This window comes from Bacteroides sp. AM10-21B (genome assembly GCF_003472565.1).
Taxonomy (GTDB): domain Bacteria; phylum Bacteroidota; class Bacteroidia; order Bacteroidales; family Bacteroidaceae; genus Bacteroides; species Bacteroides propionicigenes.
In genome coordinates this window covers 205,135-222,511 of sequence record NZ_QRME01000003.1, presented here as the reverse complement: position 1 = coordinate 222,511, position 17,377 = coordinate 205,135, and the positions used below count along the sequence as shown (strand labels likewise).

At 43.6% G+C, this 17,377-nt stretch carries 18 protein-coding genes; 12 read left to right on the top strand and 6 right to left on the bottom strand.

Annotated features, from left to right (window positions below; genetic code table 11):
• Positions 1-10 precede the first annotated feature (10 nt).
• Positions 11-340: a preprotein translocase subunit YajC gene (gene yajC / locus DW121_RS05125; protein WP_005652032.1), complete on the bottom strand. Its 330-nt coding sequence runs from the start codon at positions 338-340 to the stop codon at positions 11-13.
• A 38-nt stretch (positions 341-378) separates the two neighbouring features.
• A complete protein-coding gene (gene nusB, locus DW121_RS05120; RefSeq protein WP_117710634.1) occupies positions 379-1,305 on the bottom strand; it encodes a transcription antitermination factor NusB in 927 nt (308 codons plus the stop codon).
• Between the two features lie 171 nt (positions 1,306-1,476).
• Here nusB and DW121_RS05115 point away from each other — a divergent pair, with 171 nt between their 5' ends.
• The 5 genes from DW121_RS05115 (at position 1,477) to DW121_RS05095 (ending at position 4,724) form a co-directional block, all read left to right on the top strand.
• Positions 1,477-1,878: a PUR family DNA/RNA-binding protein gene (locus tag DW121_RS05115; RefSeq protein ID WP_117710635.1), complete on the top strand. Its 402-nt coding sequence runs from the start codon at positions 1,477-1,479 to the stop codon at positions 1,876-1,878.
• Positions 1,879-2,015: 137 nt separating this feature from the next.
• On the top strand, positions 2,016-2,609 hold the full coding sequence (locus DW121_RS05110; RefSeq protein ID WP_117710636.1) for a 50S ribosomal protein L25/general stress protein Ctc: 594 nt from the start codon (positions 2,016-2,018) through the stop codon (positions 2,607-2,609).
• A gap of 139 nt (positions 2,610-2,748) precedes the next feature.
• Positions 2,749-3,312: an aminoacyl-tRNA hydrolase gene (gene pth, locus DW121_RS05105; RefSeq protein WP_117710637.1), complete on the top strand. Its 564-nt coding sequence runs from the start codon at positions 2,749-2,751 to the stop codon at positions 3,310-3,312.
• Entirely contained in the window at positions 3,309-3,725 is a 417-nt protein-coding gene (locus DW121_RS05100) for an RNA-binding S4 domain-containing protein (protein WP_117710638.1), read from the top strand. Before pth ends, DW121_RS05100 begins: the two co-directional genes overlap by 4 nt.
• 12 nt (positions 3,726-3,737) lie before the next feature.
• Positions 3,738-4,724 (top strand): Gfo/Idh/MocA family protein, encoded by a 987-nt coding sequence (locus DW121_RS05095; protein WP_118323179.1) that lies wholly within the window; start codon positions 3,738-3,740, stop codon positions 4,722-4,724.
• Between the two features lie 87 nt (positions 4,725-4,811).
• Here the strand turns inward: DW121_RS05095 and DW121_RS05090 are convergent, their stop codons facing one another.
• Both DW121_RS05090 and DW121_RS05085 read right to left on the bottom strand, forming a co-directional pair.
• Complete coding sequence (locus DW121_RS05090) at positions 4,812-5,237, bottom strand: HIT family protein (protein ID WP_117710640.1); 426 nt, start codon at positions 5,235-5,237, stop codon at positions 4,812-4,814.
• Between the two features lie 54 nt (positions 5,238-5,291).
• Positions 5,292-7,559: a cation:proton antiporter gene (locus tag DW121_RS05085; protein ID WP_118323178.1), complete on the bottom strand. Its 2,268-nt coding sequence runs from the start codon at positions 7,557-7,559 to the stop codon at positions 5,292-5,294.
• Positions 7,560-7,758: 199 nt separating this feature from the next.
• Here DW121_RS05085 and mce point away from each other — a divergent pair, with 199 nt between their 5' ends.
• The 6 genes from mce to DW121_RS05055 all read left to right on the top strand — a co-directional run bounded on the left by mce (position 7,759) and on the right by DW121_RS05055 (position 14,356).
• Positions 7,759-8,175: a methylmalonyl-CoA epimerase gene (gene mce / locus DW121_RS05080; protein ID WP_117710642.1), complete on the top strand. Its 417-nt coding sequence runs from the start codon at positions 7,759-7,761 to the stop codon at positions 8,173-8,175.
• A gap of 68 nt (positions 8,176-8,243) precedes the next feature.
• Positions 8,244-9,797, top strand: coding sequence for an acyl-CoA carboxylase subunit beta (locus DW121_RS05075; RefSeq protein ID WP_118323177.1), 1,554 nt, complete (start codon positions 8,244-8,246; stop codon positions 9,795-9,797).
• 47 nt (positions 9,798-9,844) lie between these two features.
• Positions 9,845-10,777 carry an OadG family transporter subunit gene (locus tag DW121_RS05070; RefSeq protein ID WP_117710644.1) on the top strand — a complete coding sequence of 311 codons (933 nt, stop codon included), beginning with the start codon at positions 9,845-9,847 and terminating at the stop codon, positions 10,775-10,777.
• A 26-nt stretch (positions 10,778-10,803) separates the two neighbouring features.
• A complete protein-coding gene (locus tag DW121_RS05065) occupies positions 10,804-11,235 on the top strand; it encodes an acetyl-CoA carboxylase biotin carboxyl carrier protein (protein ID WP_117710645.1) in 432 nt (143 codons plus the stop codon).
• Position 11,236: 1 nt separating this feature from the next.
• Positions 11,237-12,397, top strand: coding sequence for a sodium ion-translocating decarboxylase subunit beta (locus tag DW121_RS05060; protein ID WP_117710646.1), 1,161 nt, complete (start codon positions 11,237-11,239; stop codon positions 12,395-12,397).
• A gap of 108 nt (positions 12,398-12,505) precedes the next feature.
• Positions 12,506-14,356 (top strand): glycoside hydrolase family 13 protein, encoded by a 1,851-nt coding sequence (locus DW121_RS05055; protein WP_118323176.1) that lies wholly within the window; start codon positions 12,506-12,508, stop codon positions 14,354-14,356.
• A 107-nt stretch (positions 14,357-14,463) separates the two neighbouring features.
• On the opposite strand, the gene DW121_RS05050 is transcribed toward DW121_RS05055, so the two are convergent.
• Positions 14,464-15,474 (bottom strand): class II fructose-bisphosphate aldolase, encoded by a 1,011-nt coding sequence (locus DW121_RS05050; protein WP_118323175.1) that lies wholly within the window; start codon positions 15,472-15,474, stop codon positions 14,464-14,466.
• 279 nt (positions 15,475-15,753) lie between these two features.
• The gene (locus DW121_RS05045; protein ID WP_118323174.1) at positions 15,754-16,761 is read right to left on the bottom strand and encodes an endonuclease/exonuclease/phosphatase family protein; all 1,008 of its coding nucleotides are present in this window, start codon (positions 16,759-16,761) and stop codon (positions 15,754-15,756) included.
• Positions 16,762-16,952: 191 nt separating this feature from the next.
• On the opposite strand from DW121_RS05045, the gene DW121_RS05040 reads away from it, so the two are divergent.
• Complete coding sequence (locus DW121_RS05040; RefSeq protein WP_004289781.1) at positions 16,953-17,204, top strand: type B 50S ribosomal protein L31; 252 nt, start codon at positions 16,953-16,955, stop codon at positions 17,202-17,204.
• Positions 17,205-17,377: the final 173 nt, after the last annotated feature.

The following is a 17,377-nucleotide window of genomic DNA, read 5'->3' as shown; positions in this document are numbered from 1 at the left end:
TCACATCTACTTATTTAGAAGCCTGGCTACTGTTTGCATCAGCAGCTGCGGCAAAAATAGAATTCTTATCAATATGGATTTTAACGTTAGAAGCAATTTCAAGTACTACATCATTATCGTTAATTTCCTTGATGATACCGTGAATACCACCGGCAGTGATAACCTTTTGGTTCACTTGAAGAGACTTACGAAAGTTCGCAATTTCTTTTTGTTTCTTGTTTTGAGGACGAATCATAAAAAAGTACATGATGGCAAACATAGCTATCAGCATAATCCACATCATGCTTCCGTCCGGGCCTGCGGCAGGAGCTTGCAGGAAGAATACAGTCATTAAATTCATAAATATTCCGTTTTAATTTTTATTATTCAACAAAGGTATCAGTTTTTCGACAACTTCCCTTCTTTTTTTAATTCCTTAACTATTCCATCTAATGTGCCATTTACAAAGCTACCGCTTTTAGCAGTGCTGTATACTTTGGCTATGTCTACATACTCATTTAACGAAACACTAACGGGAATATTCGGAAAGCTCAATATTTCCGCCAACGCACACTGCATAATAACCACATCCATGAATGCGACACGATCCAAATCCCAATTACGCGTATTTTCGCTGATAAGATGACGATAGTAATCGCAATTCAATATCGTGCGACGGAACAAACGGCGAGCAAACTCCTGATCCTCGTCATCCTTAAATTCGGGTAGCAAAGACTGATTGGCACCATTCTTCTCTTCAAAACGTTTAATTGTTTTCAGAACGAATGTGTCAACTATTTCTTTATCATCATTCCAATAGAGACTTTGATCCTCAAGCAATACATCAAGATCCTCATTGTTGAAAATAAATGTTTTATAAAGCTTTCGCCATAATTCGCGGTCTTCCTCATAAGTCTTTTCAGAAGAAGCCATATATTCTTTATATATATCGGAAGCGATAATCTTTTCAAACAATCCTTTGACAAAATCCTCGTCATTCGCCCAAGTGCGCTTCTGATTGGAGATAAAATCCATCAACTGCTTGTTTACTTCTAACTGGGAAATGAATTTGTTTTCTACGAATTTCATGTTCGGATACAACTCTTCGGCCGTAGGAGCCAATTTTGCTTTTGCCGCATCAAGGCGCTTTTGTGCGTAGTTCGTCAATGCTATCATCAGCATGAGCAGGTAGTTGTAGAGATCATATGCTTTGGAAAGGCTGAAGAACAATTCCTTCTCTGCAGCATCTAAATTTTTACTACCATTCTGATAATAAGCGTATACTATTTGTATAATCTTAAGACGAATAAGAACTCTGTTTATCATAACTAAAGTAAATACTGGTGTTTTAATGAGGGGCAAAAGTAGATATTTTTAATGAGTTTACATAAATAAATCACATTTTTTAATGCAGATAATCATTATCCGGGCTTTTTCTTTTGACAGTTTAAAAAAAATCGTCAATTTTGAGCCCGATTACAACAAGATAGCTAAAATATGGAAGACTTTAAAAAGAAAAGTGGACTGGACGTGAACGACAAAGAAATTGTATTCTCCCAATCCATTAAAGCAGGCAAGCGCATCTACTATTTAGACGTTAAGAAAAACAGAAAGGACGAAATGTTTTTGGCCATTACTGAAAGTAAGAAAGTAGTAATGGGCGAAGGGGATGACTCGCAAGTGAGTTTTGAGAAACACAAAATCTTCTTGTATAAAGAAGACTTTGAAAAGTTTATGAATGGCCTGCAACAAGCGATTGGCTTTATTCAAGAGCAACAAGGGGCTTATGTGCGTCACAACGACAACGAAGAATTACCCTGTAACGAACAGCCAACGGCAGAACAAGAAGAGAAAGAGTCTCCACTGGATGGGGAAATAAAAATAGATATTGATTTTTAAAGGACAACCTTTTGATAATTCAAAAAGAAGCTGTACTTTTGCACCGCTTTTTGCAACATCGTGTGGTGAACCACATCGTGTGATGGTGAATTAAGCAATAATCTACTTAATTTAGAGTAACACAAAATTAAAAAAAAATGAAATCAATTGAAGTAAAAGGAACTGCAAGAACTATTGCAGAACGTTCTTCGGAACAAGCAAGAGCTTTGAAAGCTATTCGTAAAGACAACGGTGTACCTTGCGTACTCTACGGAGCAGGTGAAAACGTTCATTTCACTGTACCGGCAGAAGGTCTGCGCAACTTGGTTTATACTCCGCACATCTACGTGGTTGACCTGATTATCGATGGCAAGAAAGTAAACGCTATCTTGAAAGATATTCAATTCCACCCGGTAAAGGACACTATCCTGCACGTTGACTTCTATCAAATTGACGAAGCTAAGCCTATCGTTATGGAAGTTCCCGTACAAATGGAAGGTTTGGCAGAAGGTGTGAAAGCCGGTGGTAAGCTGACTCTGCAAATGCGTAAACTGAAAGTTAGAGCTTTGTACAACGTTATTCCTGAAAAGCTGATTGTCAACGTATCTCACTTGGGATTGGGCAAGACAGTAAAAGTAGGTGAATTGAGCTACGAAGGTTTGGAACTGTTGAATGCAAAAGAAGCCGTTGTATGTGCTGTTAAGCTGACTCGTGCTGCAAGAGGTGCTGCGGCAGCTGCTGCAAACAACTAATCAGTGCTTTCTTAGTAAGAAAACAAGATATTCCGGAACGCGGATTAACGCAGACAACGCAGATTTCATATCCGCGGACAGCTGCGATAATCCGCGTTCCTCTTTTATCCGAATTATCATCATAGTAAGAATATAAACAATGAAATATCTAATTGTCGGTTTAGGCAATATCGGTCCCGAGTATCACGAAACGCGCCACAACATAGGTTTCATGGTAGTAGACGCCTTAGCAAAAGCTACCGGAGCGACCTTTAACGACGGACGTTACGGTTTCACCGCCACGTTGTCAATCAAAGGCAGGCAGATAATGTTACTGAAGCCGTCTACCTTTATGAACCTGAGCGGAAACGCCGTACGCTACTGGATGCAGAAAGAGAACATTCCATTGGAGAATGTATTAATAGTGGTAGATGACTTGGCGTTGCCTTTTGGCACTCTGCGGCTGAAAGGAAAAGGAAGTGATGCGGGACACAACGGTCTGAAACATATCGCAGCAACATTGGGTACTCAAAATTATGCCCGTCTGCGTTTTGGCATCGGCAATGATTTCCCCCGCGGCGGACAGATAGATTTTGTATTGGGACATTTTACAGACGAGGATTGGAAAACAATGGACGAGCGTCTGGAAACAGCCGGCGAAATCATCAAAAGTTTTTGCCTTGCCGGTATCAACATTACAATGAATCAGTTTAATAAGAAATGAGCGAAGCAAGAATAGACAAATGGATGTGGGCTGTACGTATATTCAAAACACGTACCATTGCAGCCGAAGCCTGCAAAAAAGGACGCATCAGTATTAACGGTGCACTGGCAAAGGCTGCCCGAACGGTAAAGCCGGGAGATGTCATACAAGTACGCAAGCCGCCCGTCACCTATTCTTTCAAAGTACTACAAACAATAGAAAAGCGCGTAGGGGCCAAGCTCGTTCCCGAAATGATGGAGAACGTAACCACTCCCGACCAATATGAGTTATTGGAAATGAGTAAGGTTAGCGGTTTTATCGACCGCGCCAAAGGGACCGGACGTCCCACCAAAAAAGACCGCCGTGAACTGGAAGACTTCACTGCTCCGGAATTCATGGATGACTTTGATTTTGATTTCGACTTTGAAGAATAATTATATATAAGTATGAGCGAGAAAATAATAAAATGGGGCTTCATTGGCTGCGGGGAAGTAACCAAATACAAAAGCGGACCTGCTTTCCAGAAGATTGACCACTCCGAAGTAGTGGCTGTAATGAGCCGGGATATTGCCAAAGCCAAAGCTTATGCTAAAGAAAGAGGCATTGCCAAATGGTACAACGATGCGCAAGAATTGATTAACGATGAAGAGGTGAATGCCGTGTATATCGCTACTCCACCCTCCTCCCACGCCACGTATGCCATAATGTCCATGAAGGCCGGCAAGCCTGTCTATATAGAGAAACCAATGGCAGTGACCTATGAAGAGTGTTGCCGCATCAACCGTATCTCTCAGGAGACCGGCATTCCCTGTTTCGTTGCCTATTACCGCCGCTATCTTCCTTACTTTCTGAAAGTAAAATCATTAGTGGAAGAAGGAGCTATCGGAAACATAATCAATATACAAATCCGTTTTGCCCAACCTCCCCGCGACTTGGATTATAATAAGGAAAACTTGCCTTGGCGTGTACAACCCGACATTGCAGGTGGCGGTTATTTTTACGACTTAGCCCCGCATCAGATAGACATATTGCAAGATATGTTCGGCTATATTCTTGAAGCTAACGGATATAAGAACAACCGTGGCGGCCTATACCCGGCAGAAGATACCCTCAGCGCCTGTTTCCAGTTTGATAGCGGACTTGTAGGCAGTGGTTCATGGTGTTTCGTTGCCCATGAATCCGCACGGGAAGACCGTATAGAAATCATCGGAGATAGAGGTATGATATGTTTCTCTGTATTTACCTATGACCCCATAGCCCTACATACCGAAAGAGGAAGGGAAGAAATTCCGGTTGAAAATCCAATCTATGTTCAGCAACCGCTCATCCAAGCTGTTGTAGACCATCTGCTTGGCAAATCTACCTGTAGCTGTGACGGCGAAAGCGCAACACTGACAAACTGGGTGATGGATAAGATACTAAATAAAATATAATTTATAAAAAATGAAGAATGAGGAATGAAGAATTACCTTGCGGCATAATAGCGCAGCTAATTCTTCATTCCTCATTCTTCATTGCTTTTAAAGGTTCTTTTTCACTGCCTCAATCAGTTCTTGGTATTCAGCATCTGTCAGGTACACTTTTCCCGGATTCATTTGGAAAGTACCGCCATAATCCGGACCATCTACATATTTCGGTGCTAAATGGAAGTGAAGATGAGACAACTTATCTGAGTATGCACCATAATTAATCTTTTCAGGGTTAAAGGCTTTCTGCATGGCGCGAGTCACACGGGCCACGTCTGCCATAAAAGCATTACGTTCTTCGTCAGTCAACTCGTTCAAGTCATTCACATGGTCTTTGTAAGCCACAAGGCAACGTCCACGATAAGTCTGCTCCTTAAAAAGGAAAACACGGGACACACTAAGCTGTGCAATCTCAATCATCAGATTATGCAACGTCTCATTATTCTGGCAATACAGACATTCTTTCGGATCACTTTTCATGATATTCTTTTTTTAGTTTATATTTACAAAGCAAAGATAATTGTTCTCTCAACATTATAGGTCGACATTTTCATCATTTTCGCCAACCAATTTATACACATCCACATTTTCACCGACAATCCACACCACATCCCCCTCGGCAAATGGTTCATGTACATCGGGAGCATGCAACGCTTCCTCCCCCCGTTCTACTCCGGCAATCAGACAATGATATTTCTCCCGGATACCCGCTTCCTTCAAAGTCTTGCCCAGAAAAGGAGAAGTGGCATCTATACGCAGTTGGCGCAGTATCATTTCACTCTTTTCCACCGCATCCGTGGCTATTGCAGAAAACTTGTCCATTTCTTCGCCAAACGCATTCAGTTCTTCATCGGTGGCAATGACCTGTATCTTATCCTGAGGGAAAAGACGTACCGAAGCGCCGGGAATATTTATCCGCTTGCGTCCACGAAGAATGGAAACGACATGTACCCCATAGCGCTTGCCAAAGTTTAACTCCGCCAATGTCTTTCCCGCCCATGCCGATTCACCGGGAATCTCATAATCCGTCAGATGCAAATCGCGGGAAAGCAAACGACCGGCATACTCAGGCTTCTTCTCACCCAAATATTCCGCCCTCATCTCCCGCGAACGTAGATTCTGAAAGAAAGTACGCTCAATCATTATAGACTGACGTTTCAGCTGCCGGGAGAGTATCATCACTATAACCAGTAAAACCGCAACGCCGAAAACCAGCCCGACCGACAACTTAAACAGCCCGGCAATGACAAACATCACGAAAGAAACCGCCAACAAAATCCGCAGTACGATAGTGGCCACCAACGGAGCACGATTGCCACGGCTATCACGCCACAACGTAACGAACTCTACCGAATGGTTCTTCTTAATCATAATAGCCCGCAAAAAAGGAGATATGAACAGGATAATGACCAACGCAGACATCAAAGCCCCCCAAATACCCGGTAGGCTTTCTTTAAAAAACGGTACAAGAAAACGGAATGCAATAGCTACCACCGCAGCACTCACAATGGAATAAACCACTGTAATACGCAGCAGGGCAAATATCAATTTCTTCCATAAACTTTCATGATTCACTGTTTGAGAACCGGAAGCGTAATGCAGCAAAAACTTCTGCCACCTCTCCGGCAGGTGCGTATCGACGAAGTTGGAGGCCGGTTCGGCAAAACGAATCATATAAGGAGTAAGGAAAGTGGTAATAACAGATACTGCCACCACTATAGGATACAGAAAATGACTTGTCACGTGCAGGGACACTCCCAAAGAAGCGATGATAAAGGCAAACTCACCAATCTGTGTCAAACTGAAACCACATTGCATAGCCGTTTTCAACGGTTGCCCCGCAAGCAATACTCCCAACGTACCGAACAAAGACTGTCCGATGATAACCGCCAGAGTGATTACAATAATAGGTCCGGCATATTCCACTATCATCAAAGGGTCTACCATCATACCTACGGAAACAAAAAATATGGCGCCAAACAAATCTTTCACCGGCTTAACCAGACGTTCAATACTCTCCGCTTCTACCGTCTCAGCAAGGATAGATCCCATGATAAACGCACCGAATGCAGCCGAGAAGCCGGTATGGGCGGCAAGGACAACCATGCCGAAACAAAGTCCGAGCGATACAATCAGCAAAGTCTCCTCACTCATCAATTTGCGGCATTTCTTCAGCAAAACAGGAATCAGATAAATACCGACAACAAACCATAATATGAGAAAGAAAAGCAACTTCGCTATACTGCCCAGCATTTCCGTTCCTTCAAAATTATGACTGACCGCCATAGTGGACAGCATAACCATCAGGACAATAGCTAGAATATCTTCCAGAATCAACACGCTAAGCACCAAGCCTGTAAATTGTTTCTTGCGCATCCCCAAATCATCAAAAGCCTTATATATAATAGTAGTGGAGGACATGGCAATCATACCGCCCAGAAAGATGCAGTCCATCCGCTTCCATCCGAAAGCCGTACCGACCGCTACACCTAATAATATCATACAAAATATAATAGTGCAAGCTGCAATAATAGCGGCGCCTCCCACCTTTACAATTTTCTTAAAACTAAACTCCAGCCCCAAGGCAAACAACAAGAAAATAACGCCAATATCCGCCCAAGTCTGTATATTTGCCGTATCCATTACCGAAGGTGTATAAGCCATATGAGGACTTGCCAGAAACCCTGCCACAACATATCCCAAGACCAACGGTTGCTTCAGTTTTTTAAATAATAGCGTCATTACTCCGGCGCAAATCAGTATCAATGCCAAATCGGCAATCAAAGGAGCTAAATGTGACATAATATTTGTCCGATTGTATTTCTACTGACAAAGATATAACAAAAATTACAGCGGTCAACAGCAATCATAAAATCATTTTAAGAAGAAATACCATTATAATTAATTGGCGAAAAATTTCTTTATTCAAGTAGAAATATCTTTCTTTGTACTGCTTATTTTAAAAATTAGGAATTGAATACCAACATTAATAAAAACTGTTATGAAGATTTCACACATTGAACATTTGGGTATTGCCGTAAAAAGCATAGAAGAAGCCCTTCCGTACTACGAAAATGTATTAGGTTTAAAATGCTACAACATTGAGACCGTAGAGGATCAAAAGGTAAGAACCGCTTTCTTGAAAGTCGGTGACGTGAAAATTGAATTGCTGGAACCGACTTCCCCCGAAAGTACCATCGCCAAATTCATCGAAAAGAATAACGGTAACGGCGGTATGCACCATTTAGCATTTGCTGTGGAAGACGGAGTAGCCAACGCACTCGCTGAAGTTGAAGAAAAAGGTATCCGCCTTATTGATAAAGCTCCCCGCAAAGGTGCTGAAGGTTTGAATATTGCATTCCTGCACCCGAAATCCACACTCGGTGTGCTGACAGAACTCTGCGAAAAAGGAGAATAAGCTTTGTGATTTAATAAATCATAAATAGGCAAACATAATTCTGAAATCATAAATCATAAATAAAGAATATGAGTAATCAACTTGAGAAAATTAAAGAGCTTATTGACCGCCGTGCAGCTGCACGCCTTGGCGGTGGTGAAAAGGCGATTGCAAAGCAACATGAGAAAGGTAAATATACAGCTCGCGAGCGTATAGCTATGTTACTCGACGAAGGAAGTTTCGAAGAAATGGATATGTTCGTTGAGCACAGATGTACAAACTTCGGTATGGAAAAAAAACATTACCCCGGTGACGGTGTAGTTACAGGATGCGGTACTATCGGAGGTCGTCTGGTTTATATCTTTGCACAAGATTTCACTGTTTCTGCAGGTTCTTTGTCAGAAACCATGTCTCTGAAGATTTGCAAAATCATGGATCAGGCTATGAAAATGGGTGCTCCCTGTATCGGTATCAATGACTCCGGCGGTGCACGTATCCAAGAGGGTATCAACGCCCTGGCCGGTTATGCCGAGATTTTCCAACGTAATATTCTTGCTTCCGGCGTTATCCCGCAGATTTCCGGTATCTTCGGTCCTTGTGCCGGTGGCGCCGTATATTCTCCTGCTCTGACAGACTTTACGCTGATGATGGAAGGAACTTCCTATATGTTCCTTACCGGTCCGAAAGTTGTGAAAACTGTAACAGGTGAAGATGTCAGCCAAGAAAACCTGGGTGGCGCCAGTGTACACTCCACCAAATCAGGTGTAACTCATTTCACTGCACAAACCGAAGAAGAAGGTTTGGCCTTAATCCGCAAACTTTTGAGCTACATTCCGCAGAATAATCTGGAGGAAGCTCCGTATGTAGATTGTACAGACCCAATCGACCGCCTGGAAGATTCTTTGAACGACATTATCCCCGACAATCCGAACAAGCCTTACGATATGTATGAAGTAATCGGCGCTATTGTCGATAACGGTGAGTTCCTCGAAATCCAGAAAGATTATTCCAAAAATATCATTATCGGTTTTGCCCGCTTCAACGGACAATCGGTGGGTATCGTAGCCAACCAGCCTAAATACTTGGCGGGTGTACTCGACAGCAACGCTTCTCGCAAGGGTGCACGTTTCGTTCGTTTCTGCGACGCTTTCAATATTCCTATCGTATCTTTGGTAGACGTACCGGGCTTCCTTCCCGGAACAGGTCAGGAATACAACGGTGTCATCCTGCATGGCGCTAAGCTGCTGTATGCTTACGGTGAGGCTACCGTTCCTAAGGTTACTATCACGTTGCGTAAGTCTTACGGCGGTTCACACATCGTGATGAGCTGTAAGCAGCTCCGCGGCGATATGAACTATGCATGGCCTACTGCAGAAATCGCCGTAATGGGTGGTGCAGGCGCTGTAGAAGTTCTGTATGCACGCGAAGCTAAAGAACAGGAAAACCCGGCTCAGTTCCTGGCAGAAAAAGAAGCAGAATACACCAAGTTATTTGCCAATCCTTACAATGCAGCCAAGTATGGTTATATCGATGATGTTATCGAACCGCGTAATACGCGTTTCCGCATTATCCGTGCCCTGCAACAGCTGCAAACCAAGAAATTGACCAACCCGGCCAAGAAGCATGGTAATATTCCTCTTTAAAAATTGAGAATTGAAAGTTGAGAATTAAAACATTAAAACTCAAATTTATGAATAAAACAAAAATCGGAATATTCCTTTCATTGATGCTGGTGCTGGGGTTCTGTTCTTCTTGCGGAGAGAAGAAGTCAAACTCTAAACTGCTGCTGAATGAAGTGCTTATCAACAACGAAAGCAATTTTCAGGATGACTACGGCGTACACAGCGCATGGATTGAAATATTCAACAAATCATACGGCAGTGCCGACCTTGCCGGTTGCTATCTGAAATTCAGCAGCCAGCCGGGCGATACCGCCACATATTTTATCCCGAAAGGTGATGTACTGACTTTGGTGAAACCTCGTCAGCACGCATTGTTCTGGGCAGACGGAGAACCTAATCGCGGAACGTTCCATACCAACTTCAAGCTGGACAGCGTGAATGCCAACTGGATAGGTTTGTATGACTCCGGAAAGAAATTGCTCGACCAGATTGTAGTACCTGCCGGCATATTAAAAGCCAACCAGTCCTACGCACGCGTCAGTGATGCCACTCCGGAATGGGAAGTAAAGGGTGGAAGCGATGACCAATACGTAACTCCAAGCACCAACAACAAGACCATTGACAGCAACGCTAAAATGGAAAAGTTCGAGGAACACGACAGCGTAGGTATCGGTATGGCCATTTCCGCCATGAGCGTAGTATTCTGCGGATTGATACTTCTCTATATTTCTTTCAAGATTGTAGGCAAGATTTCCGTCAACCTCAGCAAGCGCAATGCTATGCGGGTTAAGGGCATTACCGACAAAAAGGAAGCTAAAGAGAAGCAACTCGGAGAAGCTCCCGGTGAGATATTCGCCGCTATTTCTCTGGCCATGCACGAAATGCAAAGTGACGTACACGATGTGGAAGACACCGTACTTACTATTACTCGTGTAAAACGCAGCTACTCACCATGGAGTTCCAAGATTTATACACTGCGTGAAACTCCGAACAGAAAGTAAAGTTACCTTTTAATAAAGATAAAACGATGAAAGAATATAAATACAAAATCAACGGTAATGTATATAAAGTTACCATTGGAGATATCGAAGATAATATCGCTCATGTAGAAGTGAACGGCACTCCCTATAATGTTGAAATGGAGAAAGCTCCGAAAGTAGCGGTAAAACCGGTAGTGCGTCCTGTAAGCACAGCTCCGGCTGCTCCGGCTACTCCGGTAGTAAAACCGGCTGCCACCTCAACAGGCAAGTCAGGTGTAAAATCTCCGCTACCCGGTGTTATCCTTGACATCAAAGTCAACGTTGGTGATACAGTGAAGAAAGGCCAGGTTATCATCATCTTGGAAGCCATGAAGATGGAGAACAACATCAATGCCGACAAAGACGGTAAGATTACCGCTATTAATGTTAGTAAAGGAGAATCCGTACTCGAAGGTACTGACCTTGTAATTATTGAATAATATGGGAGAATTTATCACATTTTTAGGAAACAACCTTGCCGATTTCTGGACTTATACGGGTTTTGCCAATGCAACGGCAGGCCACGTGGTCATGATTCTGGTAGGTCTGTTCTTCATATACTTGGCTGTAGCCAAGGAATTTGAGCCGATGCTGCTGATTCCTATCGGTTTCGGTATGCTGATCGGTAATATTCCTTTCAACATGGAAGCCGGATTGAAAGTCGGTATCTATGAAGAAGGATCTGTACTTAACATTCTGTATCAAGGAGTGACTTCCGGTTGGTATCCGCCACTCATCTTCTTGGGCATCGGCGCTATGACGGACTTTTCCGCTCTAATCTCGAACCCCAAACTGATGTTGGTAGGTGCGGCCGCACAGTTCGGTATCTTCGGCGCATACATGACAGCTTTGGCTATCGGATTCGATCCGATGCAAGCCGGTGCTATCGGTATCATCGGTGGTGCTGACGGCCCGACAGCTATCTTCCTTTCGTCCAAACTGGCTCCTAACCTGATGGGTGCCATTGCGGTATCGGCTTATTCTTATATGGCATTGGTACCGGTAATCCAGCCGCCTATCATGCGTTTGTTGACCAACAAGCACGAACGTCTTATCCGTATGAAACCGCCGCGCGTTGTTTCACACACGGAAAAAGTAATGTTCCCTATTATCGGTCTGTTGCTTACTTGCTTCCTTGTTCCGTCCGGTCTGCCTTTGCTGGGTATGCTGTTTTTCGGTAACTTGCTAAAAGAAAGTGGAGTAACCCGTCGTTTGGCCAACACAGCCAGCGGTCCGCTGATTGATACTATCACTATCCTGCTCGGTCTGACTGTAGGTGCTTCCACACAAGCATCCGAATTCTTGACTACAGACTCATTATGGATTTTCGGTCTGGGTGCATTCTCATTTATCGTTGCAACAGCTTCCGGTGTAATCTTCGTGAAGATATTTAACATCTTCCTGAAGAAGGGCAATAAGATTAATCCGCTGATTGGTAATGCAGGTGTATCTGCAGTACCCGACTCTGCACGTATCTCACAGATAGTAGGTTTGGAATACGATCCGACAAACTATTTGCTGATGCATGCCATGGGTCCGAATGTAGCGGGCGTTATCGGTTCGGCAGTAGCTGCCGGTATATTGCTGGGATTCCTTATGTAAGCAGTGAAAACGTTTGCATAACCTGCATAAAGGATAATAGCGGAGAGGCGGCAGCCTTCTCCGCTATTTTTTTTAATTTAGCGCAGAAAATAACGAAAAACTAATATCATGAAAAAAGTATTCTTCATTTTGGGAACACTCCTACTATCCCTTAGCACGTATGCAGCCATGAACGTAAACAAAATCGATCCTCCGTTTTGGTATGCCGGAATGCAAAATCCCGAGCTTCAGCTAATGGTATATGGCGAAGGCATTGGCAATGCAGCGGTATCCGTCAATTATCCCGGTGTCTCACTGAGTAGCACAGTAAAGCTGGAAAGTAATAATTACTTGTTAGTCTATCTCAAACTGGATAAAGACGTGAAGCCCGGCAAAATGGCTCTGACCTTTACACAAGGCAAGAAAAAACTTATCAAGGAATATGAATTAAAGGCACGTGCCAAGAAAGGCTATGAACACAAAGGCTTCGATGCGTCCGATGCCCTTTACCTGCTGATGCCCGACCGCTTTGCCAACGGCAATCCGGAGAATGACCGGATTGCAGGTATGTCAGAATACAAGGTAGACCGCAATGACCCGAACGCCCGTCATGGCGGCGACCTTGCCGGAATCGAACAAAACTTGGATTACTTTTCCGACTTGGGCGTAACCGCCCTCTGGTTCACTCCGGTATTGGAGAACAACATGGCAGGCGGTTCTTATCACGGCTATGCCACTACCGACTATTATAAGGTAGATCCTCGCTTCGGCACTAACGAAGAGTATAAGCAGCTCATTGAAAAGTCTCACGCGCGCGGCATAAAAATCGTAATGGACATGATTTTTAACCACTGCGGCGTAGAACATATATGGATAAAGGATATGCCCGGCAAAGACTGGTTCAACAATCCCGACCACGAAAACAACTTTGTACAGACCTCCTTCAAACTCACTCCCCACGTAGACCCGTACGCATCGAAATATGATTTCAGCCAAATGAACGACGGTTGGTTCGTGACCGCCATGCCCGACCTCAACCAGAAGAATCCGCATGTGTACCGTTATCTCGTCCAGAACAGTTTCTGGTGGATTGAGTATGCCAATATAGACGGTATCCGCATGGACACTTATCCGTATGCTGACTATGATGCCATGAGCAATTGGATGAAAGAGCTGAATGAAGAATACCCCAACTATAACACTGTAGGCGAGACATGGGTTACCGAACCTGCATATACCGCTTGGTGGCAGAAAGACTCCAAGTTATCCGCTCCCAGAAACAGTAACCTGAAAACTGTAATGGATTTCAGCTTCTTCGATAAAATCAATATCGCCAAAACGGAAGAGACGGAAACTTGGTTCAAAGGGCTGGATCGTGTGTATAACAGTTTCGTATACGACTTCCTATACCCGAATCCGGAATCGGTACTTGCTTTCATCGAGAATCACGACACCGACCGCTTCTTGGGTGAAGGCAATGACTTACCGATGCTGAAGCAAGCCTCTACCCTGCTGCTTACCACCCGCCGCATTCCACAATTATACTATGGAACGGAGATTATGATGAATGGTATAAAGAGCAAGAGTGACGGTTATGTTCGCAAAGACTTCCCCGGAGGCTGGGCCGATGATAAGGAAACCGCACTTACAGCCGCAGGCCGTAGTAAAGTTCAAAACGATTGCTACAACTTCTACAAAACAATACTGAACTGGCGCAAAGGAAACGACGTTATCGCCAAAGGCAGCATGACCCAGTTTATGGTACAGAACGGCGTATATGCCTATGCCCGCCAATACGAAGGCAAAACTGTTTTCGTGATGCTGAACGGTACAAATGCCGCAACGAGCGTGCCTTTGAAGTTCTATAAAGAGATACTGAAAGATGCCAAACAAGGAAAAGATATTCTAAGCGGCAGAACAATCGCCTTTGGAGAAGAGCTGAAGATGGGACCACGTGAATCGCTGGTTATCGAGTTGTAAGCACGGATGAATCAAAAAAAACATGAACTTTCGTAAAGTTTGTGCCTAAAAAAAACAGGGAGTGCACTTCAAAAATGCACTCCCCTTTTTATAATCAGATAACTCTATTAGTCTAATTGAGCCAATTTGTTTTCTGAACCAAGCACGCTGATGATTTTGTGCTTGTAAAGTTTCTCCATGTTGTCGCGAGCCGGGCCCAGGTATTTACGCGGGTCAAATTCAGCCGGTTTTTCAGCGAACACCTTACGAACAGCTGCAGTCATAGCCAGACGAGAGTCTGAGTCGATGTTGATTTTGCAAACAGCAGACTTGGCAGCTTTACGCAATTGGTCTTCAGGAATACCGATAGCGGCTTCCAGCTTACCACCGAATTGATTGATAGTATCAACTTCTTCCTGAGGAACTGAAGAAGAACCGTGGAGTACGATAGGGAATCCCGGAAGTTTCTCCATTACAGCGTCCAATACGGCAAATTCCAAAGGAGGAGGAACCAGACGACCTGTAGCGGGATCTACGTGGCATTGTTCGGGTTTGAACTTGTATGCACCGTGAGAAGTACCGATAGAGATAGCCAAAGAATCGCAACCTGTACGAGTAGCGAAATCAATAACTTCTTCAGGGTTAGTATATGTGTGGTGTTCGGCAGAAACTTCGTCTTCCACACCTGCCAATACGCCAAGTTCGCCTTCTACTGTAACATCGAATTGGTGAGCGTACTCAACAACTTTCTTTGTCAGAGCAACATTTTCTTCGTATGGAAGATGTGAACCGTCAATCATTACTGAGGAGAAACCGGAATCGATACAGCTCTTGCAAGTCTCGAAAGTATCTCCATGGTCAAGGTGAAGAACAATTTCAGGATGTTTACAGCCCAATTCCTTGGCATATTCTACAGCACCCTGAGCCATGTAACGCAACAAAGTAGCGTTAGCATACTGGCGGGCACCCTTAGAAACCTGAAGGATAACCGGAGACTTAGTCTCAACTGCAGCCTTGATGATAGCCTGCATCTGTTCCATGTTATTGAAGTTGAATGCAGGGATTGCATATCCACCCTTGATAGCGCGAGCAAACATTTCTTTTGTGTTTACAAGGCCTAAATCTTTGTAATTAACCATTTTGTTTAAAGTTTATTGTTAGTGAATCAAAATTCTACGCAAAAGTAAGCATTATCCTTTAAATAGAAGAACGAGAGAAGAATAAAATATCTCTATTTATCTGTCAAATCTATTCTATTTTAAAGCTATTGGCTTGAATTAACAGAAGATTGTAATCTCCATATTACAAAGTTTTTGCATCTGTCTGTTTATTCCTGCCTTTTGCGTTCTTACCTTCATAAACAAACGGGTCGGAAAGCAAGTTTGCTTTCCGACCCGTTATTTACACATTATTATATATTATTTCTTCAGATAGATAATCGTAGGCAGATGGTCGCTATAACCGTTCAGCCATGTACGCCCGCCATGAGTACGCAGGGGTGAACCTTTGTATTTGCCGTCTTGCTGGATTAAGTAGTCACGGATAAAGACTTCGTTATGATCGTAGCGTAATCCTTTTTTTGCCTTCACCAATGGCTTTGACAGTACAATCTGGTCGAATAAGTTCCATTTGCCGCGATAAAGCAACGTGCCCACTCCCTTATCTTCCAGTGTTTCCCACCACGGGTTATAGAACTGGTTGGACTTCATGCCCGATATGTACTTACGAGCCCCCAAAGTCCGCATACTCTCATCCATCGGGTCATCGTTCATATCTCCCATCACAAAGAGTTTCAGCTTCTTGTCCTCACGCAGCAAGGAGTCCGTCAAAGCCTTCACCTGCTTGGCGGCGTGCACACGTACCGGTGATTTCGCTCCGCGGGAAGGCCAGTGATTCACTATGAAACAGACGCGCTCACCCGCCATCCGACCGTCTACAATCAGGAAGCCACGCGTCAGATGCACCGTATCCCCCTCGAAAGGAGTAGAAAGCACCAACTTGGAGTTGGTAACCGTAAACTGCTGCGGATCGTACAACAACGCACAATCGATGCCGCGTCTGTCGGGACCTTCATAATGAACAAACTTATAGTTGGATATGGCCGGCCGGCTGACGAGGTCCGTCAGCGCCCTGCGGTTCTCAACTTCTGCCACACCAATTACCGCCGGACCTTCGGGAACCAGATTTCGCGACAACGAGCTCAGTACTTTCGACAGATTATGCAACTTGGATTCGTATTTCTTGGCCGTCCACCGATAGCTGCCATCGGGCAAGAACTCACGGTCATTCTTACCTGCGTCATGGATAGTGTCAAACAGATTCTCAAGATTATAAAACGCTACACTGTACAGTTTGCGTTCTGTGTTCTGGGCTGCAAGTGTTGCAACGCAGAAGCAAAAAGAAAAGAATATAATCAGTTTTCTCATAGGTGATATGATATTAATCTCCTGCAAAAATCTAAAATAAAAAGCTATAAACCTATCAATTACCCGATTTTTTTTGCAAAAAACCTTTTTTCATTTCATAGAAAAGCATTATCTTTGCGCACTGAAAAAGACCATTACACTATTTATTACCAAAATAGTAACAGAATATAAATTAAAAAACAAATATTAAAATGAAAAAAGGTATTCATCCTGAAAATTACCGTCCGGTAGTATTTAAAGATATGTCAAACGGTGACGTGTTCTTGTCTCGTTCTACAGTAAATACCAAAGAGACTATCGAGTTCGAAGGCGAAACTTATCCATTGGTAAAATTGGAAATCTCCAGCACTTCTCACCCGTTCTACACAGGTAAGTCTAAGTTGGTTGACACAGCCGGTCGCGTTGATAAGTTCATGAGCCGCTACGGTAACCGCAAGAAATAATCTGTTTTTTAAGAAACAGCAAAAAAGGGAGTCTGATACAGATTCCCTTTTTTATTATGCCGTTTAGTAAAACTCCGCCGACGATTTAGTAAATCATTGGCGGAGTTTTACTAAATCGTTGGTGGAGTTTTAGTAAATCGCCGGCAGAGTTTTACTAAAACGTCGGTAGGGTT